19 protein-coding genes and 2 tRNA genes are annotated in these 20,884 nt (G+C 67.2%); 14 read left to right on the forward strand and 7 right to left on the reverse strand.

Annotated features, from left to right (window positions below; all coding sequences use genetic code 11):
* Positions 1–2: 2 nt before the first annotated feature.
* Positions 3–2,999: a Z1 domain-containing protein gene (locus ACFYWJ_RS14125; protein WP_355282786.1), complete on the forward strand. Its 2,997-nt coding sequence runs from the start codon at positions 3–5 to the stop codon at positions 2,997–2,999.
* Positions 3,000–3,002: 3 nt separating this feature from the next.
* Here the strand turns inward: ACFYWJ_RS14125 and ACFYWJ_RS14130 are convergent, their stop codons facing one another.
* Complete coding sequence (locus ACFYWJ_RS14130; protein WP_355282788.1) at positions 3,003–4,043, reverse strand: HNH endonuclease; 1,041 nt, start codon at positions 4,041–4,043, stop codon at positions 3,003–3,005.
* A 175-nt stretch (positions 4,044–4,218) separates the two neighbouring features.
* Here ACFYWJ_RS14130 and ACFYWJ_RS14135 point away from each other — a divergent pair, with 175 nt between their 5' ends.
* Positions 4,219–4,965 (forward strand): 2'-5' RNA ligase family protein, encoded by a 747-nt coding sequence (locus ACFYWJ_RS14135; protein ID WP_355282791.1) that lies wholly within the window; start codon positions 4,219–4,221, stop codon positions 4,963–4,965.
* Positions 4,966–4,984: 19 nt separating this feature from the next.
* Here ACFYWJ_RS14135 and ACFYWJ_RS14140 read toward each other — a convergent pair whose 3' ends face one another.
* Positions 4,985–5,629: a hypothetical protein gene (locus tag ACFYWJ_RS14140; protein ID WP_355282793.1), complete on the reverse strand. Its 645-nt coding sequence runs from the start codon at positions 5,627–5,629 to the stop codon at positions 4,985–4,987.
* 65 nt (positions 5,630–5,694) lie between these two features.
* On the opposite strand from ACFYWJ_RS14140, the gene ACFYWJ_RS14145 reads away from it, so the two are divergent.
* The gene (locus tag ACFYWJ_RS14145; protein ID WP_355282796.1) at positions 5,695–6,120 is read left to right on the forward strand and encodes an NUDIX domain-containing protein; all 426 of its coding nucleotides are present in this window, start codon (positions 5,695–5,697) and stop codon (positions 6,118–6,120) included.
* Here ACFYWJ_RS14145 and ACFYWJ_RS14150 read toward each other — a convergent pair.
* Entirely contained in the window at positions 6,117–7,406 is a 1,290-nt protein-coding gene (locus ACFYWJ_RS14150; RefSeq protein ID WP_355282798.1) for a hypothetical protein, read from the reverse strand. The genes ACFYWJ_RS14145 and ACFYWJ_RS14150 overlap by 4 nt on opposite strands.
* 286 nt (positions 7,407–7,692) lie before the next feature.
* On the opposite strand from ACFYWJ_RS14150, the gene ACFYWJ_RS14155 reads away from it, so the two are divergent.
* Positions 7,693–7,896: a cold shock domain-containing protein gene (locus ACFYWJ_RS14155; protein ID WP_355282800.1), complete on the forward strand. Its 204-nt coding sequence runs from the start codon at positions 7,693–7,695 to the stop codon at positions 7,894–7,896.
* A gap of 13 nt (positions 7,897–7,909) precedes the next feature.
* On the opposite strand, the gene ACFYWJ_RS14160 is transcribed toward ACFYWJ_RS14155, so the two are convergent.
* The gene (locus tag ACFYWJ_RS14160) at positions 7,910–8,692 is read right to left on the reverse strand and encodes an MHYT domain-containing protein (RefSeq protein ID WP_355282803.1); all 783 of its coding nucleotides are present in this window, start codon (positions 8,690–8,692) and stop codon (positions 7,910–7,912) included.
* 408 nt (positions 8,693–9,100) lie between these two features.
* Here ACFYWJ_RS14160 and ACFYWJ_RS14165 point away from each other — a divergent pair, with 408 nt between their 5' ends.
* Positions 9,101–9,304 (forward strand): cold-shock protein, encoded by a 204-nt coding sequence (locus tag ACFYWJ_RS14165; protein ID WP_014987157.1) that lies wholly within the window; start codon positions 9,101–9,103, stop codon positions 9,302–9,304.
* Positions 9,305–9,363: 59 nt separating this feature from the next.
* Here ACFYWJ_RS14165 and ACFYWJ_RS14170 read toward each other — a convergent pair whose 3' ends face one another.
* A complete protein-coding gene (locus ACFYWJ_RS14170; protein WP_355282806.1) occupies positions 9,364–10,173 on the reverse strand; it encodes a nucleotidyltransferase domain-containing protein in 810 nt (269 codons plus the stop codon).
* 133 nt (positions 10,174–10,306) lie between these two features.
* On the opposite strand from ACFYWJ_RS14170, the gene serA reads away from it, so the two are divergent.
* From serA to ACFYWJ_RS14185, 3 genes are all read left to right on the forward strand, one after another.
* Complete coding sequence (gene serA, locus ACFYWJ_RS14175) at positions 10,307–11,905, forward strand: phosphoglycerate dehydrogenase (protein WP_355282809.1); 1,599 nt, start codon at positions 10,307–10,309, stop codon at positions 11,903–11,905.
* A gap of 118 nt (positions 11,906–12,023) precedes the next feature.
* Positions 12,024–13,031: a 3-isopropylmalate dehydrogenase gene (locus tag ACFYWJ_RS14180; RefSeq protein WP_355282812.1), complete on the forward strand. Its 1,008-nt coding sequence runs from the start codon at positions 12,024–12,026 to the stop codon at positions 13,029–13,031.
* Between the two features lie 175 nt (positions 13,032–13,206).
* Positions 13,207–13,815 (forward strand): Uma2 family endonuclease, encoded by a 609-nt coding sequence (locus tag ACFYWJ_RS14185; protein WP_355282815.1) that lies wholly within the window; start codon positions 13,207–13,209, stop codon positions 13,813–13,815.
* A 61-nt stretch (positions 13,816–13,876) separates the two neighbouring features.
* On the opposite strand, the gene ACFYWJ_RS14190 is transcribed toward ACFYWJ_RS14185, so the two are convergent.
* A complete protein-coding gene (locus ACFYWJ_RS14190; RefSeq protein WP_355282873.1) occupies positions 13,877–15,034 on the reverse strand; it encodes an MFS transporter in 1,158 nt (385 codons plus the stop codon).
* Between the two features lie 332 nt (positions 15,035–15,366).
* Between ACFYWJ_RS14190 and ACFYWJ_RS14195 the strand changes: the two genes are divergently transcribed.
* The 4 genes from ACFYWJ_RS14195 to ACFYWJ_RS14210 all read left to right on the forward strand — a co-directional run bounded on the left by ACFYWJ_RS14195 (position 15,367) and on the right by ACFYWJ_RS14210 (position 17,985).
* The gene (locus tag ACFYWJ_RS14195) at positions 15,367–16,140 is read left to right on the forward strand and encodes a fumarylacetoacetate hydrolase family protein (RefSeq protein ID WP_355282817.1); all 774 of its coding nucleotides are present in this window, start codon (positions 15,367–15,369) and stop codon (positions 16,138–16,140) included.
* Positions 16,141–16,158: 18 nt separating this feature from the next.
* Positions 16,159–17,634 (forward strand): glutamate--tRNA ligase, encoded by a 1,476-nt coding sequence (gene gltX, locus ACFYWJ_RS14200; RefSeq protein ID WP_355282819.1) that lies wholly within the window; start codon positions 16,159–16,161, stop codon positions 17,632–17,634.
* A 178-nt stretch (positions 17,635–17,812) separates the two neighbouring features.
* Positions 17,813–17,884 (forward strand) — tRNA-Gln (locus tag ACFYWJ_RS14205).
* A gap of 28 nt (positions 17,885–17,912) precedes the next feature.
* Positions 17,913–17,985: transfer RNA gene (locus ACFYWJ_RS14210), tRNA-Glu, on the forward strand.
* Between the two features lie 44 nt (positions 17,986–18,029).
* Here ACFYWJ_RS14210 and ACFYWJ_RS14215 read toward each other — a convergent pair.
* Complete coding sequence (locus tag ACFYWJ_RS14215; protein WP_218719237.1) at positions 18,030–18,731, reverse strand: IclR family transcriptional regulator; 702 nt, start codon at positions 18,729–18,731, stop codon at positions 18,030–18,032.
* 63 nt (positions 18,732–18,794) lie between these two features.
* Here ACFYWJ_RS14215 and leuC point away from each other — a divergent pair, with 63 nt between their 5' ends.
* A complete protein-coding gene (leuC, locus tag ACFYWJ_RS14220) occupies positions 18,795–20,219 on the forward strand; it encodes a 3-isopropylmalate dehydratase large subunit (RefSeq protein WP_355282822.1) in 1,425 nt (474 codons plus the stop codon).
* Between the two features lie 32 nt (positions 20,220–20,251).
* On the forward strand, positions 20,252–20,860 hold the full coding sequence (gene leuD, locus ACFYWJ_RS14225) for a 3-isopropylmalate dehydratase small subunit (RefSeq protein WP_355282825.1): 609 nt from the start codon (positions 20,252–20,254) through the stop codon (positions 20,858–20,860).
* Positions 20,861–20,884: the final 24 nt, after the last annotated feature.

A 20,884-nucleotide genomic window follows, 5' to 3' on the forward strand; every position in this document is an offset into this window, starting at 1 on the left:
CGATGGAAGATCCCACCGCGTCACTCGATTCGGCTCGTCTCGACCTGCATCGAGCTGTCCTGGCCGATATGGCGGGCAGCAAACCGAAAAGCCTCGCCCGTGCGATGAGGTATCAGGTGTACGACCTGCCGGCGGCGCAGCCCGCTGCCAACGAAGAGGACTTCCGAGCCAGGTTGCTCGCGGCTGCGCCGACCGATCAGTTGATCGACATGTGGCGAAAGCAGCTGACCCAGTGGGATTTCGCTGTTGCGCCGGGCTGGTCGGCTGTCCCGCCGCGAACCGACGAGCGGCGCGTCGAAATCTATGATCTGCTCGACCTCGAATCCGGAACACGAAAGCTGCTCGAAGCCTGTGCGCCGGTGATGAAGACACCACCTCCGGTGGTGATCAGCGAGCGGTTCGAACCCTGGTATCGCACGTCCACCAAATACGGACGAGAGTGGTACTGGCCAGCCTATCGGAATCTCCTCGCCTCCAAGGGATGGTCCAGTGACGCGGTAGACGGCTTGGATACCGCGACCGACAGCGTCGTGGAGCGGCTCTCCGACCCGTCCCGTCCGGACGCGTACCAGTCGAAGGGCCTTGTTGTCGGATACGTCCAGTCCGGCAAGACCGCGAACTTCACCGGTGTGATCGCCAAAGCGGTCGATGCCGGATACCGGCTGGTCATCGTTCTCGGCGGAACCCTGAACCTGCTCCGTGCGCAGACGCAGCGGCGACTCGATATGGAACTGGTCGGCAGGGAGAACATCCTGCGTGGCGCGAGTGAGTTCGAGTCCGACTATGCCGACGACCCCGCCTGGATCAAGGGCAAGTTCGTCGAATTCGGTGGGCAGCCAGCCGCATTGGGCGCCTTCGACATCGTGCGGATGACCACCCGGCAGGACGACTACAAGAGCCTTCGCCAGGGCATCGTCGCCCTCGAGTTCGAGAAACAGCAGCCGGCGTTGCCGCTGTACGACCCGGTCAACCTGCACCGTTCGTCGGCGCGGCTGATGGTGGTGAAGAAGAACAAGACCGTTCTGAGCAAGCTGGTCCAGGATCTGAACAAGATCAAGACGCCGCTCGCCGAGATTCCGGTGCTGATCATCGACGACGAGTCCGACGAAGCATCGGTGAACACCGCTCGTCAGAAGCCGGACGCCGAGCGGACCGCCATCAACAAGAAGATCTCCGAACTGCTGACGATGCTGCCGCGGGCCCAGTACGTCGGGTACACCGCCACCCCGTATGCCAACGTCTTCATCGATCCCAGTGACGCGGCGGATATCTTCCCGAAGGACTTCATCGTCTCGCTCGAGCGTCCCGTCGAGTACATGGGTGCGCGCGACTTCCACGATCTCGACGACGACATACCGGCTGCAGAACGGACCTACGCCAACTCGAACGAGAAGGCGCACGTTCGCAGCGTGCAGGTCGATGACGTCGAAGATGACGACACTGCCACCCTGCGCGAAGCCATCGACATGTACGTCCTCGCGGCGGCGATGAAGCTGTTTCGCGAGGATCGGGGTTGTCTGGGCGATGGCTATTTCCAGCACCACACGATGCTGATCCACGAGTCGGGATGGACCATCGACCACCGCGAACTGTTGGGACGTATCACCAAGTTGTGGTGGGACGCAAACTATTCGGGGCCGAGCGGACACGAACGGTTGCGAATCCTGTTCGACAACGACCTGTCCCAGGTGTCGGCGGTCCGCGCCGCCGGGCACGCGGTCCCGGCGAGTTTCACTGAGCTGCAGCCCTATATCGGCGCTGCGGTGTTCCGGATCGGCGGTGATCAGAAGCCGATCATCGTCGTCAACAGCGACAAGGACATCGAGACAGGAGAAGCCGACTTCGACAAACGTCAGATCTGGAAGATTCTGATCGGCGGACAGAAGCTGTCCCGCGGGTTCACTGTCGAGGGTTTGACGATCTCCTACTTCCTCCGGCGCGCCACGAACATGTCGGCGCTGATGCAGATGGGCCGGTGGTTCGGATTCCGGCCCGGCTATCGCGATCTGGTGCGCCTCTACATCGGACGCGAGCAACAGGGAGTGGGTGCCAGGGGGTTCGACTTGCTTCGCGCGTTCGAAGCGGTCTGTCAGGACGAAGACGCCTTCCGGCGTGAGCTGCAACAGTATTCGGTTCTGGTGGACGGGGAGCCACAGGTGACGCCTGCCCAGGTCCCGCCGCTCGTCTCCCAGCACTTTCCGCATCTGAAGCCGACGAGCCCGAACAAGATGTACAACTCGAAGTTGGTCGAGGTGCGTTCGCCGGGAAAGTGGCTGGAGCCCACCGCCTATCCGACACTGAGTACCCACTTGAAGCACAACACCGGGCTGTGGACACCCGTGTTCGGCAGGTTGTCCACCGAGACCACGCGATTCGCGTACCACTTTCCGGCCGAGAACGGTCGGCATGCAAAGGACCCCGTCGGGCCGAAGGCGCACTACCTGACCGCGTTGACAGGACGGTTGTCGCCTGAGGAGTTCCTGGAACTGGCAGAGCAGACGAAATGGCGTGGGGTGGGCGAATTCAGTCCGCATCTCGAGTACCTGCGTTCGATCACGCGTGGTGCAGGCCGGGCGGTGGACGACTGGGTTGTTCTAGCACCGCAGCGGGAGAAGGGCACCCAGCAAGTACTGGTCGGTGGCCGGGCGTTCACGCGATGGGACCGCTTTCGCCGTCGTGATCCGTTGTTCGGATCCATCAGCACGAGTCGGCACCGCAGCATTGCGCTGCGGATAGCCGGGGCGATCGGTGATTCGAGGGATCCGAACACGGAAGCGCTGGTGGGAGAGCGGACCGGCGCCATCATGATCCATGCCGTGGTCGAACCCGGTCACGTGGACAGCGTGAAACCCGATGGCTCCATAGATCCCGGAAAGCTGGTGCTGACCTTCGGATTCGTCGCGCCCGCCGCGGCCTACGGTGGCATCGATCGCGTCGTTCGCTTCACCACACAGAACTCCGCGACCGACGCCGCGATCATCGACTGCGACGACGAGTGACGTCTATGTCACCTCGGCGGATCGTGCTTCCGTCGAGGTGACATCGGTCAACGGGAACTGCGGTCCGATCAGAACCGACGCCGTCTTCTGCACATCGACGTTGGCAAGCTGCTCCGAACCCAGCTGCGTGGGATGCGGTGTGGACTCACCGCTCAGGAATTGCTCGAACCGCTCGGCCAGCCGGTCTGGTGCTGGATGCAGCGCCTTCTTGTCGGGAAGGGTCAGCCGGACATGACTCATCCCTTTGAGCCCGAACTTGAGGATCGGACCTTCGTTGTCAGCAGCTGCCAGTACCGGTCCGATATGGACTCGGCAGTCGGGTGAGATCCCCATCAGATTCCGGTCGTAGGCTGCATGGTGGATCCTGCACAGGCTCAGTCCATTCGGTATGTCCGCGATGCCGTGCACCTCTGTGTCGCCGATGATGTGCGCTGCTTCCAACAGTTGTGGCCGTCCGAGCCGGCATACGGCACACCGGTTCTTGTAGGCCAACAGCACTCGGCTGCGGAACTGAGGTTGATGCAGGCGCTGCTTGGTGACTCGTTGGACGTAGCGGCGTTCGGTCTCGGACAGATGCTGTGGATCGCTCACGTCACGCAGGGACTCGTCGAGGGCAAGCAGGATTCGTCGATTTTCCGGGTCGTCGGCAACGGCATAGACCGGAAAGATGGGCAGATACCGAATGGCATCCCCGACCTTGATCCAGCGCAGAAGAATGAGTGGCAGTTGGGTGTCCGCCGACTTGCGCAATTTGACGTTGTCGCCGGCATCGATCGACCCATCGCGGTAGGCGTAGGAGAACAACGAGTCGCCGACGATCGCGTCGACGTAGGGGCTGTCGGGCTTCGACATGATGGACAGTGTCGAGGCGAAGGTCTTCGGGTTTCGAATTCCACGGTTACGGTCGATCAACTGAATCGGAAGGTCCCCGACCCGGAAGTCAAACAGGTCGGCGCGCGTTACCGAGCCGCCGCGCTCCTCGACCAATGATCTCAGCGCATCGAAGATATCCAGTCGAAGTGCCCGTTCGTCCCCTAGATCCACAGGTGCAGTGTGCCACGGTCATCCGACATATCGCGGTTGGAGCCCGTTGGCAGGCTTCGCGCCTGCCCGGCAAGATCACGAAACCGATCGGCACGATGTTCGCCAGCTGGGCCTGAGACAGTCCGGGCACACTCGAGATCGATGGCACTGCTCGAACCGCAGGAAGGTTACAACCATGGTGGGCGATGTTTCTCGGCAGAGTGATCCGAGCGACCAGCAGGAACTCGGTGTACGGGATGGGAGGCAGGTGGGAGTGTTGCGCCCGGCGTTTCCTGCAAGACTCCCGAGTTCGCTCTCGGATTGCACGGCGATCGTCACGAACGATTGGGATGCCTTCTGCGGAGTCGATGTGATGCGCGATCACTGGACGGTGAAGCACTGGCCGACCGGGCGCAGGGGCTACTACTGGTATCTCACCTTCGACGACTCGGGTATGCGTGAGCTCGCCGGGGAGTGCCAGCGTCGGCTCGGTGTGGACGGTACCGATCCGGTCCCGCTGGACGGATTGCACATCACCGTGCTCGGGATCGGTGGAGTGGATCAATTCACGGAGACCGAAATTGCGAGCAAGGTCGCTGCTGCACAGGAGGAATTGCGTGGGTTCGACGCCTTCGACGTGACTGTCGGTCCGCTCACCGGGTCGGGTAGCGCAATCAGGCTCAGCGTCGCCCCGTGGGATCGGCTGTTGGACTTGCACGCGGCGTTGGCCGGGGTAGGCGCAGAGCCGACCAGGTTTCGGCCTCATCTGGGCATCGCCTACAACAACATCGAGCGTCCGGCGGGGCCTGTCATCGATGCGGTTCGGGCGCTGCGCGGAATCGAACCGGTAGCGGTGCGGGTGAAGCAGATCGAGCTCGTCGTCGTGCGTCGAGAGGCACGGGAATATCGCTGGGACACCATGGCGGCTGTCGCACTGTCCTAGCCCTGCATGCTCGGGTGGATCAGTTCGTCGCGCGGACCTTGATGGCGTCGTGGGAGATGAGGACGTCGTATTCGCCGGGGGTGGCGATGACGGCGTTGCCGTAGGCGGATTTGACGAAGGGGGAGGTGTACCAGGTGCCGGTGTTCATGTCTTCGAAGAAGTCTCGGTCGCTGCCGTTGAGCATGATGTGGTCCTGGGTGGTGGCTTTGCCGTCGAGGCGCTGGCCGTAGAGGCGGGTGATCTTGTAGCCGGAGTGGAAGCCGAGGGCGTTGACCCAGGGGTGGAGTTCGACGATGTTGGCTTGCAGGGCCCAGAGGTTGCCTTCGACGCGGTGGGTGGTGTGGGTGTCGACGGCGCCGTCGTCGTCGAAGAGGGTGAGTTCGAGGTCGAGCTGGTCGGACTGGCCGGCAACGGGTTTCGCGACGACGTGGGCGGCGGTGATCTCGCCGGACAGGCCCAGGTAGGTCTGTAGGAGGGTGGCGATCCAGAGCAGGAGGGTGGCGACGAGGAGCAGGGCCAAGCCGGGGGCGCCGCGGCCGAGGACGGATGTGAGGCCGCCGCGGCGGCGGGCCGCGAGGACGGCCGAGACGAGCAGGGCTACGGCGAGTGCGAGCAGGGCGAGCAGGCCGATCTGGGCGAACCCGAAGGTCACCGGGAAACTCATGTACCGGTTGTACCCCGAATCCGGCTGTGACAGGGGTGGTCTCGGCATCTCGGTAGGGTGAATTCGTGGACAAGTATCGGGTGTTGGTCGGGGTGCATCTGGTTCTGCTCGACGGGGACGGACGAGTGCTGTTGGGGCGCAGGCGCGATACCGGGTTCGGGGACGGGTTGTTCCATGTGCCGGCGGGGCATCTGGAGGCGGGGGAGTCGGCTGTCGCGGGGTTGATCAGGGAGGCGCGCGAGGAGGTGGGGGTCGAGATCGACGCGCGGGAGGTGGAATTCGCGCATGTGCTGCACAGCGACGAGCGGGTGCAACTGTTCTTCACCGTGCGGCGCTGGGGTGGGGAGGTCGCCAATCGGGAGCCGGGGAAGTGTTCGGAACTGCGGTGGTTCGATCCGGCGGCGCTGCCGGGGGAGATCGTGGAGTACTGCGCGGTCGGGGTGCGGGCGGCGCTGAGCGGGCGGGTGTTCTCCGAATTGGGCTGGGACTAGACGGCGGGCCGACGGCGCTGCAGCAGCACGATCGCGGCGGTGCAGGCGAGGGCGATGCCGATCGACGCCGTCGCGGGGATCGGACCGCGGTCGACGTCGGCGGTGCGGTACCACGAGGGTGAGTAGGCCAGGTGGCCGAATTTGTCGTCGCTCAACGCCACGCCGAGCGACGGCACGAACAGGATCGACAGGCCGACGACGGCAGAGGTGGGGCTCCGCGGGACCGCCGAGCCGACGCAGTACCCGCACACCGCGCCCAGCGCCAGGCAGCCGACGGCGGCGTTGAGCGCGGCGGGTGGGTCGAGGAGGTCGGTGGCCAGCACGAATACCGACAGCGCGACCACGGTGAGCGCGGCGATGATCGCGCGGGGCGCGCGCAGACCGAGCAGGAGCCCGGCGCCGAGGGCGATCATGGTGGCCAGGTCGACCAGGCCGGAGCGGGGGAGCGGGATGACGAGGCTGCCTGCCACGGCGAACGTGGTCATCAGCAGGAGCAGGACACCGTCGCGGTCGGGCAGGATCAGCGCTGCCCCTGTCGCGGCCGCCACGACCACGATCGCGCCGGCGAGCACGTACGGGACGGTGATCTCGCGGACCGCCAGCGCCAGTGACGTCGCCAGGATCACCGAGAAGGCGATGACGGCGGCGAACACGGGAGCCAGCGGGATCGCGGTGTCGAGGACGGAGCGCGGCGGGGTGGTGGTGGTCGCCGCGAAATAACCGAGGGCGAGCACGGTGGCCGCGATGAACCACAGTGGCAGCGAGCCGGCGAGGACGCCGTCGAAACCGGCCGAGGTCTGGTCGGTGGGTGCCTCGGTGAGGTCGCCGAGCACGGTCGCGGCGGGCACGGCGAACAAATACACCGTGCGCAGCAGCGGGCTCGGCCAGACCGCGATGGCCAAGGCGCCCACCGCCATTCCGGCGAGGAGGGCGTCGAGGAAGTTCAGCGTCGGCAGGGACAGGCCGGTGAAATGCGTGCTGTCGACGTTGCGCGCCAGGACCAGATGGCTCAGCAGAATCCCCGCGAGCGCGACCTGCGCCGTCCATTTGGCCGTGCGCACACTGCCGACGGCGACGGTGACCGCGGCGGTGATGACCGCGACGAAAGCGCCGCCGGTCATCGCGCGCGGGATGTTGAACACCAGCAGGTCGACATGGCGCGACTCGGCCAGGGCGGCGAAGCTGATCGGCAGCATGATGGCGAGGACGGCGACCGCGGCGGCCACGAACACCGTGACCGCTTCGACGGCGGTCCGGATCTCGGTGGCGGTCGGCCGCCGGATCATCGGACGGCCCGCAGGGGTGGTCGCGGTGTGTTCGGGCCTCGCGCGATGGGGGCGTGCACCGAATCTCCGTTCTCGCGACCGGGCGGTCCGGGCGGACCTGTGCAGGGAGTCTAGCCAGGGCCGATGCGCGCGCGAGGTCGCTCGCTGCCGTGTCGTGGACCGGGTGGCGCGCGGGCGGTGTCGCCGGGACGGGAACGGTCGCCGACGCCCTGCTACAACTCGCGGGCACCGGCATGCGACGATGAACGAATCTGCATGTCAGGTAATTGATTCGGAAGGTCGGTCGATGCCGAACGGCGTTGTGAGCTGGTTCGACAGCGGTAAGGGATTCGGGTTCATCACCCCCGACGCCGGTGGGCCCGAGGTGTTCGTGGAGTACACCGAGCTCGTCGGCGAGGGGTTCCGCACGTTGCGGGCCGGTCAGCGCGTGGAATTCGGGGTCAGGGAGACCCGCCGCGGCCCGGAAGCGCACCACGTGCGGGTCGTCTAGGACGACGGATCCGCTAGTTCTGGCCGCTCGGCCAGAACCGGCTCGCGCGCTGACCGTGCACCGGCCGGGACAGGTTGGGGTCCTCGGCCTCGGTGATGCCGACCTGCATGAGCAGGATCATGGTGACCATGCTGATGCCGATGATCAGCGGGGTGAGCAGCTGGGTGGCGGTGGCGCCGGTGGCATGGGCGACGTGGGCGCTGGTGTGCGCGCTCATCGAGAACATGCCGGTGTAGTGCATGCCGGTGACGGCGACACCCATCAGCAGAGCGGCGCCGATGGTCGCGATGATGCCGTGGATGTGCAGCGCGAACCAGAGCGCGGCCGTGGAGGCGACGACGGCGATGACCATCGAGACGGCCACCACGAACGGGTCGTAGACGATCTCGATATCGGTCTTCATCGCGTACATGCCGGAATAGTGCATCGCGCCGACCCCGAGTCCGGTGATCGTCCCGCCCACCGGGAGGGCCGCGCTGTCCCAGCTGCGCCGCACCACGATCGACAGTCCGAGCCACACCACGCCCATCGCCACGGCGGCGCTGAACAAGGTGATCGGGACGTTGTAGCGGATGGTCGCGCCGTGCACGGAGAAACCGAGCATCGCGATGAAATGCATGACCCAGATTCCGGTGCCGCCGAGGGCGATCGCGGCCGCGGTGAGCCAGCCGCCGTGACTACCGGAAGCGCGCGAGCGAACCATGCAACGCAGTGCCAGCATCGACCCGAGGACCGACATGAGATACGCCAGCAGTGGGGTTACCCAGCCGTAGGTGAAATGGTTGATGTCCAGCACTGTCTACTCCTTGCGTGATTTCTCCACGAGGTGTGTGCTCCCTCACGATCTCGGAAAATACGCTGGTAGGAAATTTGCCGTACTGGGTTTCTCGAAAATGTCTAGGGATGCTGACGGTGACGGCTCACTGCCACGTAGAGGTGTCGATGGTGAACCGTGCCAGTCGGTTTGGTGAGCGCTTCCGCGGGAATCCGGCATCCGCGCCGCAACTACCTCGGCATACGCCGAGCATCCACCTCGTTGCCCGGCGCGCCCGCTGTGTGACAGCACCAGGTGGCAGCAACCGCGGGTTGGGTTCCTCACAGTGCGCGAGCTCGGGTGTGGAGGAATTCGTCGGATCATGGCATTGTTGAAGCCGAGACCGGGACCGGACTATTAGGACCTGGCTCGTCTACAGAAGGTTTTGAAATGGCTCAGGGCATTGTGAAGTGGTTCAACAGCGAGAAGGGCTTCGGCTTCATCGCGCAGGACGGCGGCGGACCCGACGTCTTCGTGCACTACTCGGCTGTTAGCGGCTCGGGCTTCCGCTCCCTCGACGAGGGCCAGCGTGTGGAGTTCGAGATCGGTCAGGGTCAGAAGGGCCCGCAGGCTCAGGACGTCCGCGTCCTCTGATTCTGCGCTCGACCAGCGTACGAACGTGAAGCTCCGCACCGGTAGGTGCGGAGTTTCTGCTATCTGGGGGCCAGTGCCTCCGCGCGGAAGAACTCGTCGGTCACGGCCCGCGCCGCCGTCAGATCCCGCGGCCCGCGCGCGGTGAACTCCGCGGTCGCCACCTCGAACTCGGCCGCGATGAAATCGGTGATCAGCCGCGGCGGCTCGCCCGTCCCCATCTCCCTGGTCCTGGACTTGAGCGCCGTCAGCTCGCCGATCGCGGCGACCAGGTCGGCGGGTAGCTCGCACTGGGCCAGCAGGGTCGGCAGGTGCATCGGCGCCACCGCGGCGCCGGGATGCTCGCGCAGCCAGCGCAGCGCCATCGCCGGGCGCAGCGCGTAGAACACCTTCTTCAAACCACCGTTGCGCTGGAACAACGCCCACTGGCGGGTACCGAGGTGCAGGTAGTGGCTGGCGATGCGGTCGCGATCGGCCACCTCCTCGGCCACCGCGCGCAGCCGGGTGCGGAACGCCTCGTCGCCGCGGTAGACGATGGGTGACATCAGCCACTCCACCAGCACGGCGTTGCCCCGGACCAGCAGGCGCAGCGCCTTGGCCAGATCCCAGCCGTTCACGTCGAGCAGCCCGACCAGCGGCGTCTCGATGACATCGCGGGTCGACCACGGCGACAGGTAGGTCTCGAGGCTCGCCACATAGACGAAACGGCAGTCGTAATCGGAGTCCGGTGAGGGGAAACCCCAAGCCCGGCTACCGCTTTCGATGGCCAGGCGAATCGTCACGCCGTGCTCGGCCGCCACCCGGTCGAGCTCGGCGTCGACGGCGGCCACGACGGCCGGATCCATCGAGGCGGGGACGGTGCGCAAGGACATGGCGTGATGGTAGGCGGGGCGACGCCCAGGGTTCACCCGGTTTTCGGGCAGGGGGGTAAGGGCACCCGAACCCCGGCGACTATTCTGGTCGGCGGTAACTGCCGACCCCTTTCTTCCCCAGGAGTACCCCACAGTGAGCCAAGCAGGCCGTCCTGTAGTTCTGATCGCCGACAAGCTCGCCCAGTCGACCGTCGACGCGCTCGGTGACGGTGTCGAGGTTCGCTGGGTCGACGGCCCCGACCGCCCGGCGCTGCTCGCCGCGGTCCCCGAGGCCGACGCGCTGCTCGTGCGCTCCGCCACCACCGTCGACGCCGAGGTGCTCGAGGCGGGCAAGAAGCTCCAGATCGTCGCCCGTGCCGGCGTGGGCCTCGACAACGTCGACGTGCCCGCCGCCACCGAGCGTGGCGTGATGGTCGTCAACGCGCCGACCTCCAACATCCACACCGCCGCCGAGCACGCGGTCACCCTGCTGCTCGCCGCCGCCCGCCAGATCCCGGCCGCCGACGCGACCCTGCGCGAGAAGACCTGGAAGCGCAGCAAGTTCAACGGTGTCGAGATCCTCGGCAAGACCGTCGGCGTCATCGGCCTCGGCCGCATCGGCCAGCTGTTCGCGCAGCGTCTGGCGGCCTTCGAGACCAAAATCGTCGCGTACGACCCCTACACCTCGCCCGCGCGTGCCGCCCAGCTCGGCATCGAGCTGCTGAGCCTGGAGGAGGTGCTCGAGCGCGCCGACTTCATCTCGATCCACCTGCCCAAGACGCCCGAGACCAAGGGCATGCTCAACGCCGAGACCCTGGCCAAGACCAAGCCGGGCGTCATCATCGTCAACGCCGCGCGCGGTGGCCTGATCGACGAGCAGGCGCTCGCCGACGCCATCAAGTCCGGCCACGTGCGTGCCGCCGGCCTGGACGTGTTCGAGACCGAGCCGTGCACCGACAGCCCGCTGTTCGACCTGCCCGAGGTCGTCGTGACCCCGCACCTGGGCGCCTCCACCGCCGAGGCCCAGGACCGCGCCGGCACCGATGTCGCCAAGTCGGTGCTGCTGGCGCTGGCCGGTGAGTTCGTGCCGGGTGCGGTGAACGTCACCGGTGGCGCGGTCAACGATGTCGTCGCGCCGTGGCTCGACGTCGTCCGCAAGCAGGGTGCGCTGCTCGGCGCCATCGCCAACGAGCTGCCCGTCAGCGTCGAGGTGCAGGTGCGCGGCGAGCTGGCCTCGCAGGACGTGGCCGTGCTGGAGCTGTCCGCGCTGCGCGGTGTGTTCTCGGCGCTGGTCGAGGACCAGGTCACCTTCGTCAACGCCCCGGCGCTGGCCAAGGAGCGCGGCATCACCGCCGAGGTCACCACCGCCACCGAGAGCCCGAACCACCGCAGCGTCGTCGACCTGCGCGCCGTGTTCGGCGACGGCTCGACCCTGAACGTGGCAGGCACGCTGACCGAGCCGAGCCTGGTCGAGAAGATCGTCAACATCAACGGCCGCAACTACGACATGCGCGCCGAGGGCCTGAACCTGGCCGTGCTGAACTACGGCGACAAGCCGGGCGCGCTGGGCAAGATCGGCACCAAGCTGGGCGAGGCCGAGATCGACATCCTGGCCGCGCAGCTGAGCCAGGACGTGGACGCCGAGGGCGCCACCGTGGTGCTGCGCGTCAACCGTGAGGTCTCCGCCGAGGTGCAGACCGCGATCGCCGAGGCCGTCGGCGCCTCGAAGGTCGTCCTCGTCGACCTGGCCTGAGTTGTGACGTCCCGATAGCCGGGACATCGGCAGCTGCGCGCCGTCACCCCACGGTGACGGCGCGCTCCTGTATCCGCGGCGCGGCACGATCCGCCCCGACTTCGAACGGAGCTAGTTCATGAAACTCGCAGTTATCGCCGGTGACGGCATCGGTCCCGAGGTCATCGCCGAGGCGCTCAAGGTGCTCGACGTGGTCTCGCCCGGCGTCGAGAAGACCGAATACGACCTGGGCGCCGCCCGCTACCACCGCACCGGCGAGATCCTGCCGGAGTCGGTGCTGCCCGAGCTCAAGCAGCACGACGCGATCCTGCTCGGCGCGATCGGTGACCCGTCGGTGCCCAGCGGCGTGCTCGAGCGCGGTCTGCTGCTCAAGACCCGCTTCGCGCTGGACCACCACGTGAACCTGCGGCCCTCGAAGCTGCACGCCGGCGTCACCAGCCCGCTCGCGGGCAACCCGGACATCGACTTCGTCGTCGTGCGCGAGGGCACCGAGGGCCCGTACACCGGCACCGGCGGCGCGATCCGCGTCGGCACGCCGCACGAGGTGGCCACCGAGGTCTCCAACAACACCCGCTTCGGCATCGAGCGCGTCGTGCGCTACGCCTTCGCCACCGCGCAGGCGCGCCGCAAGCACCTGACGCTGGTGCACAAGAACAACGTGCTCGCTTTCGCCGGTTCGCTGTGGCAGCGCACCGTCGACGAGGTCGCCGCCGAGTTCCCGGACGTGCAGACCGCCTACCAGCACATCGACGCCGCCACCATCCACATGGTGACCGACCCGGGCCGCTTCGACGTGATCGTCACCGACAACCTGTTCGGCGACATCATCACCGACCTGGCCGCCGCCGTCAGCGGTGGCATCGGCCTGGCCGCCTCGGGCAACATCGACGCCTCCGGCGTGAACCCGTCGATGTTCGAGCCGGTCCACGGCAGCGCCCCCGATATCGCGGGCCAGTCCAAGGCCGACCCGACCGCCGCCATCCTGTCGGTCTCGCTGCTGCTCAACCACCTCGGCAACACCGAGGGAGCGGCCCGCATCGAGTCCGCCGTCGCCAAGGACCTGGCCTCGCGCACCGGCACCGCCTCCACCGTCGAGGTCGGCGACCGGATCGCCGCCATCGTCTGAGGACTCAGGACCTGAGAGCCCGTTCCGGCATGCCGCTGGAACGGGCTCTCGTGGTTGCCGACGGTCCGGTTCGTGTCATGGCAGGTGACGTCGTCCTAGACTGAACCCACCGGGGCCTGCCGCACCCGGGCGCCGGACCGACCCGGGGAGCCCGCGGCACAGATCTGGAGGCGAGATGACCGTGGACCGCGCTGCCGGTGACAGCGGCTACGGCCCCTACACTGTGCTCGATCTGCACGACCTGCCAGAGGACGGCAAAGGGTTCGAACTCGAGGACGGGTGGTTGGTCGAGGTGGCTGCGGGGGCTCGGCACAACTGGATCGCGCGGCGACTCGGCGGAATTCTGCAGGACTCGTTGCCCGACGACTCGCTGGTGGTGCTCGACGGGGGCGAATGGGAGGTCAGCACACCGACCGGAGTCCGGAAACCGGATGTGCTGATGGTCCCGCGCGATGTCGCGCGGGCGGTGATCGTCGACGAAGTGCCGAAGCTGCTGCCGGGTTTGGACCTGTTGCTGGCAGCCGAGGTGGTCTCACCGGGGAGCGGCAGCGAGCGCACCGACCGGGTGCGGAAGGTCCGTGAGTATGCGGAACTGGGTATCCCGGAGTACTGGATCGTCGAGCACCGGCCCGACATTCGCCTGCTCCGTCTCCGGCTCGACACCGATACCGGAACCTATCGCGCGGATCCACCGGTGAGCTCTGGTGCGATGTTCACTGCCGAAATCCCGGGCGTCGATGATGCTCGGGTGTCGTTCGACCCTGCACAGCTGATCGAATTCTGAACAACCGAAGGCCCGTCCCGGTTCGCCGGGGCGGGCCTTCGGTGGTTCCGCTGTGTGGCAGCTATTTTCCGGTCGCTCGCGGGACCAGGGGGACTGCCGCGGCGGCGGCGATCGCGGCCATGGCGAAGGCGGCGGGGAAGCCGGCGGCGGTGATCAGCAGGCCGAAAACCGGTGGGACGGCGGCGATGGCGAGGTTCTGGCCGGTGTTCTGGATGCCCAGCCCGCGACCGCTCCAGAACGGGCCCGCGATCTCGGCGACGGCGGTGAAGGCCAAGCCGTTGTCCGACACCGAGATCACCGACGCCGCGACCATCAGCGGAACGGCCAGCCACCACCAGTCGGTCCAGGCGGTCACGGTCAGCGCGGCCATCGCCACGACCGCGGCCACCGCCACCTGACGCAGCGGGCCCAGCCTGCTGCCGACCCGGTCCGACCAGGCGCCCGCGCCGATGCGCCCGGCGGCGCCCAGGAACTGGGTGGCCGTCATCAGCGCGCCCGCGGCGGCCAGTGACCAGCCCAGGTCCCGGTGCAACCACAGCAGGGCGAAGGTCCACAGGGTGGCCTGCGGGAAGACCAGCAGGATCGACACGGCGTGGATCCGCCACAGGGTGGAATCACCGCGATAGGGGTTGGCGCGGTCGGCGGCCTTGGCGGGCGGGCGCGGCGGGTCGACGATGCCGACCAGACAGCCCACTGCCGCGACCCCCGCCATCAGCGCGGGGACCAGCAGCGCGGCGGGGATGCCGTACTGGGTGGCGACCCACGGGATGCTCAGCGCGGCCAGGCCGACACCCAGCGGCTGCGCGGTCTGGCGGATGCCCATGGCCAGACCGCGCCGGTCCGGCGGGAACCAGCCGACGATCACCCGCCCGCTCGCGCCGTTGGAACTGGCCGCGCCGACACCGCCCAGGAACAGCAGCACGCCGAACGCGATCGGGTTGTCCACCAGCGCGGCGGCGACACCGGCCACGAACATCAGCGCCGTGCCCGCCACCAGCACGACCCGCTCGCCGATCCGGTCGACGACATAGCCCCACGCGATCAGCGTGCACACCAGGCCGACGGTCGGCAGCGCGACCAGCGCGCCCGCGGCGGCCAGCGAATCGCCCCTGGCCGTCAGCGCGGGCAGCAGGAACGGCGTGCCGTGGATGAAGATCGAGCTCGAGGTCTGCGCGAAGACGCCGAGGGCGAGCATCAGCCAGCGTCTGCCGTCGCTCATCCTGGTCGTCTCGGCCGTCAGCCGCACCTCTGTCACGATTCTCACCTCGCCCGATTGCACGATTGCCTCTCAATATTTGAGATCGATGTCTCATGTGGTGAACATCTGGGTTCACGGTACACCCGTGACCGCCGAATGGCGCCCCTCGATTCGGTGTCTGACAGATCACAACCGGCGCCCGCGGCGCGGGTGGCGAATGTCGCAGGCGGGCAGCGGCTTCGAATCACACCGGTGTGAGCTTTCCCGCATCCGGTGTGCGCGCGCATGACCGCGCGCGTCCGGCATCCCGGGCGCGTTCGGGCAGGTGGGCGCGTCTCGATAGACTCCGGGGCATGCGCTTAGGTCGAGTTGCCAGTCCCGATGGAGTCGCGTTCGTCAGCATCGAAGGTGACGGCAGCGATGCCACCGCCAAGGAGATCGCCGAACACCCGTTCGGCTCGCCGACGTTCACCGGCCGGAGCTGGCCGCTGGCCGATGTCCGCCTGCTGGCCCCGATCCTGGCGAGCAAGGTGATCTGCATCGGCAAGAACTACGCCGCGCACGCGGCCGAGATGGGCGGCGAGGCGCCGGCCGACCCGGTCATCTTCCTCAAGCCCAACACCGCGATCGTCGGCCCGAACGCGCCGATCATCCTGCCGCCCAGCTCTTCCCAGGTCGACTACGAGGGCGAGCTGGCCGTGGTGATCGGCCGTCCGTGCAAGGACGTGCCCGCCGCGAAGGCCGCCGAGGTCATCCTGGGCTACACCGTCGCCAACGACGTCACCGCCCGTGACCAGCAGCGCCACGACGGGCAGTGGACCAGGGGCAAGGGCTACGACACGTTCTGCCCGCTCGGCCCGTGGATCGAAACCGCCATCGATCCAAGCGATCTGGAGATCGTCACCGAGGTCGAGGGGGAGGTTCGCCAGCGCAGCCGCACGTCGCTGTTCCTGCACGACATCCCGAAGATCATCGAGTGGGTGTCGACCGTGATGACCCTGCTGCCCGGTGACGTGATCCTCACCGGCACACCGGAAGGCGTCGGCCCGCTGGCGGCCGGGCAGAACGTGTCGGTCACCGTCGAGGGCATCGGCACCCTCACCAATCCTGTTGCCACCAAGCGCTGATACCGCGGAGAGAGAGTCATGACTGAAGTACGGGTCCGTTTCTGCCCGTCGCCGACCGGCACGCCGCATGTCGGCCTGATCCGCACGGCACTGTTCAACTGGGCGTACGCGCGCCATCACGGCGGCAGTTTCGTCTTCCGCATCGAAGACACCGACGCCGCACGCGATTCCGAGGAGTCCTACCGGGCGATCCTGGACGCGCTGCGCTGGCTGGGCCTGACCTGGGACGAGGGCCCCGAGGTCGGCGGCCCGTACGAGCCGTACCGGCAGTCGCTGCGCCGTGATCAGCATCTCGAGGTCGTGCGCAAGCTGGTCGAGGCGGGCGAGGCCTACGAGTCCTTCTCCACGCCGGACGAGGTCGAGGCGCGCCATCGCGCGGCCGGTCGCGACCCGAAACTGGGGTACGACAACTTCGATCGCGACCTGACCGCCGAGCAGATCGCGGCCTACCGGGCCGAGGGCAGGCCCGCGGTGATCCGGCTGCGGATGCCGGACGAAGATCTCGGCTGGAATGATCTGGTGCGCGGGGAAACCACCTTCAAGGCCGGCACCGTGCCCGATTTCGCGCTCACCCGGGGTAATGGCGATCCGCTCTACACGCTGGTGAATCCGGTCGACGACGCGTTGATGAAGATCACCCATGTGCTGCGTGGTGAGGACCTGCTGTCCTCGACACCGCGCCAGCTCGCCTTGTACGCGGCGATGCAGCGTATCGGGGTCGCGGAGTTCACCCCGCAGTTCGGTCACCTGCCGTTCGTGATGGGCCAGGGCAACAAGAAGCTGTCCAAGCGCGACCCGGAATCGAATCTGTTCGTCCACCGGGACCGCGGATTCATCCCCGAGGGTTTGCTGAATTACCTCGCCCTGCTCGGCTGGGGTATCGCCGAGGACCGCGACGTGTTCTCGATGGCCGAGATGGTGGCCGCGTTCGACATTTCGACGGTCAATTCGAATCCGGCCCGATTCGACCAGAAGAAAGCCGATGCCATCAATGCCGAGCAGATTCGTTTGCTCGAGCCGGGTGATTTCGGCCACCGTTTGCGCGAGTTCCTGACCGCGCAGGGTCATATCGGCGCCGAAATCGACGAGAAGACCTTCCTCGCCGCCGCCGAACTGGTGCAGACCCGCATCGTCGTGCTCGGCGACGCCTGGGACCTGCTGAAATTCCTGTTCGTGGCGCCGGATGAGTTCGCGATCGACCAGGCCGCGGGCGCCAAGAACCTCGGCGCCGAGGCCGACCCGGTGCTCGACGCCGCCATCGCCGCGGTGGAGCCGCTGACCGAGTGGACCACTCCGGCCCTGGAAGAGGCGCTGAAGAAGGCGCTGATCGACGATCTGGGGCTCAAGCCGCGCAAGGCGTTCGCGCCGGTGCGCGTCGCGGTGACGGGCTCGCACATCAGCCCGCCGCTCTACGAGTCGATGGAGCTGCTCGGCCGCGAGGTCTCGCTCGACCGGCTCCGCGCCGCCCGCGGTTGGGTGCCCGCCGCGCAGTGAGTGCGTCCGGGGCGGCGTCCGCGCCGCCCCGGAACGGTCGAAACAGCCAAAAATAGGCTTCTGACCAGGCGATTTGTAGTTTACCCCACTGTGGCTGGTAATCTTCTCCTCGCCGCGGAACACGGCCTCGCAACACCGACAACCAGCCGGTGAGAGGGAGGTCGGACGTTTCCATCCTTGGGGTATGGTGTAATTGGCAACACAGCTGATTCTGGTTCAGCCATTCTAGGTTCGAGTCCTGGTACCCCAGCAAGATTTCACTTCGGTGAGATCGTCCTGGCCCCGTCGTCTAGCGGCCTAGGACGCCGCCCTCTCAAGGCGGTAGCGCGGGTTCAAATCCCGTCGGGGCTACAAAGAAAGACCCCCGGTCGAATTCGACCGGGGGTCTTCTTCGTTTACAGCCGCTTGTGCAGCGCCTCGGCGGCGGCGACCAGATCGGCGGCCCAGCGCGCGCCCGGCCGCCTGCCCATCCGATCGATCGGGCCCGACACCGAGACCGCGGCCACCACCACGCCCGCCGCGTCGCGCACCGGCGCCGAGACGCTCGCCACGCCCTGTGCGCGTTCGGCCGCGCTCTGCGCCCAGCCCCGCTTGCGCACCTCGGCCAGCGCGCGGTCGCCGAACACCGCGTCGGCCAGGACGGTGCGCTGGAGCTCCGGATCGGCCCACGCCATCAGGACCTTGGCCGCCGAGCCCGCGGTGAGCGGTAGTCGGGAGCCGACCGGCACCGTGTCGCGCAGGCCGACGGGCGGCTCCAGCGCGGCCACGCAGACGCGCGCGTTGCCGTCGCGGCAGTACAACTGGACGCTCTCGCCGGTGATCTCCCGCAGGCGGGGCAGAATGGCCCCTGCGGCCTCCACCAGTGGATCGGCGGCCCCCGCCGACAGTTCGGTGAGCGCGGGGCCGGGACGCCACAGCCCGTTGCCGTCACGTGCCAGCAGCCGGTGCGTCTCCAGCCCGACCGCCAGCCGGTGCGCCGTGGCGCGGGGCAGGCCGGTGCGGGTGCACAGGTCGTTGAGACCGCATGGCTCGTCCGCGACGGCATAGAGCACCGCCACGGCTTTGTCGAGGACCCCGATACCGCTATGCTGTCTCATAGAACGATACTAACGTCTCATATCTTGAGATTCCAAGTATGTCCGTCGAAAGGTGATGAAGCAATGGCCGAGCGCGCCCGCACACTGGCCGAGAAGGTGTGGGACCAGCACGTCGTCGTCCCCGGCGAAGGTGAAGGTTCCGCCCGCGAACCCGACCTGATCTACATCGATCTGCACCTCGTGCACGAGGTGACCAGCCCGCAGGCCTTCGACGGGCTCCGCGCGGCGGGCCGTCCGGTGCGCAGGCCCGATCTCACCATCGCGACCGAGGACCACAACGTCCCCACCGTCGACATCGACAAGCCGATCGCCGACCCGATCTCGCGCACCCAGGTCGAGACCCTGCGGCGCAACTGCGCCGAGTTCGGCGTCCGGCTGCACCCGATGGGCGACGTCGAGCAGGGCATCGTGCACGTGGTCGGCCCGCAGCTTGGCCTGACCCAGCCGGGCATGACCGTGGTGTGCGGTGACAGCCACACCTCCACCCACGGCGCGTTCGGCGCGCTGGCGATGGGCATCGGCACCAGCGAGGTCGAGCACGTGCTGGCCACCCAGACGCTGTCGCTGCGCCCGTTCAAGACGATGGCCATCACCGTCGACGGCGAACTGGCCCCCGGCGTCACGAGCAAGGACCTGATCCTGGCCGTGATCGCCCAGATCGGCACCGGCGGCGGCCAGGGCTATGTGCTGGAGTACCGCGGCGAGGCGATCCGCAAGCTGTCGATGGAAGCGCGGATGACCATCTGCAACATGTCCATCGAGGCGGGCGCTCGCGCCGGCATGATCGCCCCCGACGCGGTGACCTACGAATTCCTGAAGGGCCGCCCGCACGCGCCGCAGGGCGCCGACTGGGACGCCGCGGTGGCCGCCTGGGAGGCACTGAAGACCGACGACGGCGCGGTTTTCGACGCCGAGGTCCACATCGACGCGAACCAGCTGACCCCGTTCGTCACCTGGGGCACCAACCCCGGTCAGGGCCTGCCGCTGGGCGCGAACGTGCCGGATCCGGCCCAGATCGCCGACGAGAACGAGCGCGACGCCGCCGAGAAGGCCTTGCGCTACATGGACCTGACGCCGGGGATGCCGCTGCGTGAGGTCACCGTCGACACCGTTTTCGTCGGATCCTGCACCAACGGCCGGATCGAGGATTTGCGGGCCGTCGCCGATGTGCTGAAGGGCCGTCATGTGGCCGACGGCGTGCGAATGCTGGTCGTTCCCGGCTCCATGAAGGTGCGCGCCCAGGCGGAAAAAGAAGGACTCGGCGAGATTTTCACCGCCGCGGGCGCGGAATGGCGCCAGGCGGGCTGCTCGATGTGCCTGGGCATGAATCCCGATCAGCTCGAGCCGGGCCAGCGCTGCGCGTCGACGTCGAACCGCAATTTCGAAGGCAGGCAGGGCAAGGGTGGCCGTACCCACCTGGTCTCGCCCCTGGTCGCGGCCGCCACGGCGGTCCGCGGGACCCTGTCCTCGCCCGCCGATCTGGCCTGAGCCCCGACCACCACGATCGAAGGAGAATCGTTATGGAAGCCTTCACTGTTCACAAAGGCATCGGGGTCCCGCTGCGCCGGTCCAATGTCGACACCGACCAGATCATCCCGGCCGTTTACCTGAAGCGAGTGACCCGCACGGGTTTCGAGGACGGCTTGTTCGCCGGTTGGCGGGCCGATCCGGACTTCATTCTGAACACCGAGCCGTACCGCCACGGCAGCGTGCTGGTGGCCGGGCCGGATTTCGGCACCGGATCGTCGCGAGAGCACGCGGTGTGGGCGCTGTCGGACTACGGCTTTCGGGTGGTCATCTCGTCGCGTTTCGCCGACATCTTCCGCGGGAATGCGGGGAAGGGCGGCCTGGTGGCCGCGCAGATGTCACAGAACGATGTCGAAATGCTGTGGAAGCTGATCGAGGAACAGCCCGGCCTCGAATTGGTTGTCGACCTGACCGCACGCACCGTGACGGCGGGAACCGTCGTGTTGCCGTTCGAAATTGACGACTACACCCGGTGGCGTCTGCTGGAGGGTTTGGACGACATCGGCCTCACGCTGCGGCAGGCCGACGTCATCGGCGAGTTCGAAAAGGGAAGGCCGTCATGGAAACCCGTGACGCTGCCGGAGCCTATTTCGCAGGCGTAATCACCTGGGACGCTTAGTGGCGCT

Source organism: Nocardia sp. NPDC003269 (genome assembly GCF_042888005.1).
Lineage (GTDB): Bacteria > Actinomycetota > Actinomycetes > Mycobacteriales > Mycobacteriaceae > Nocardia.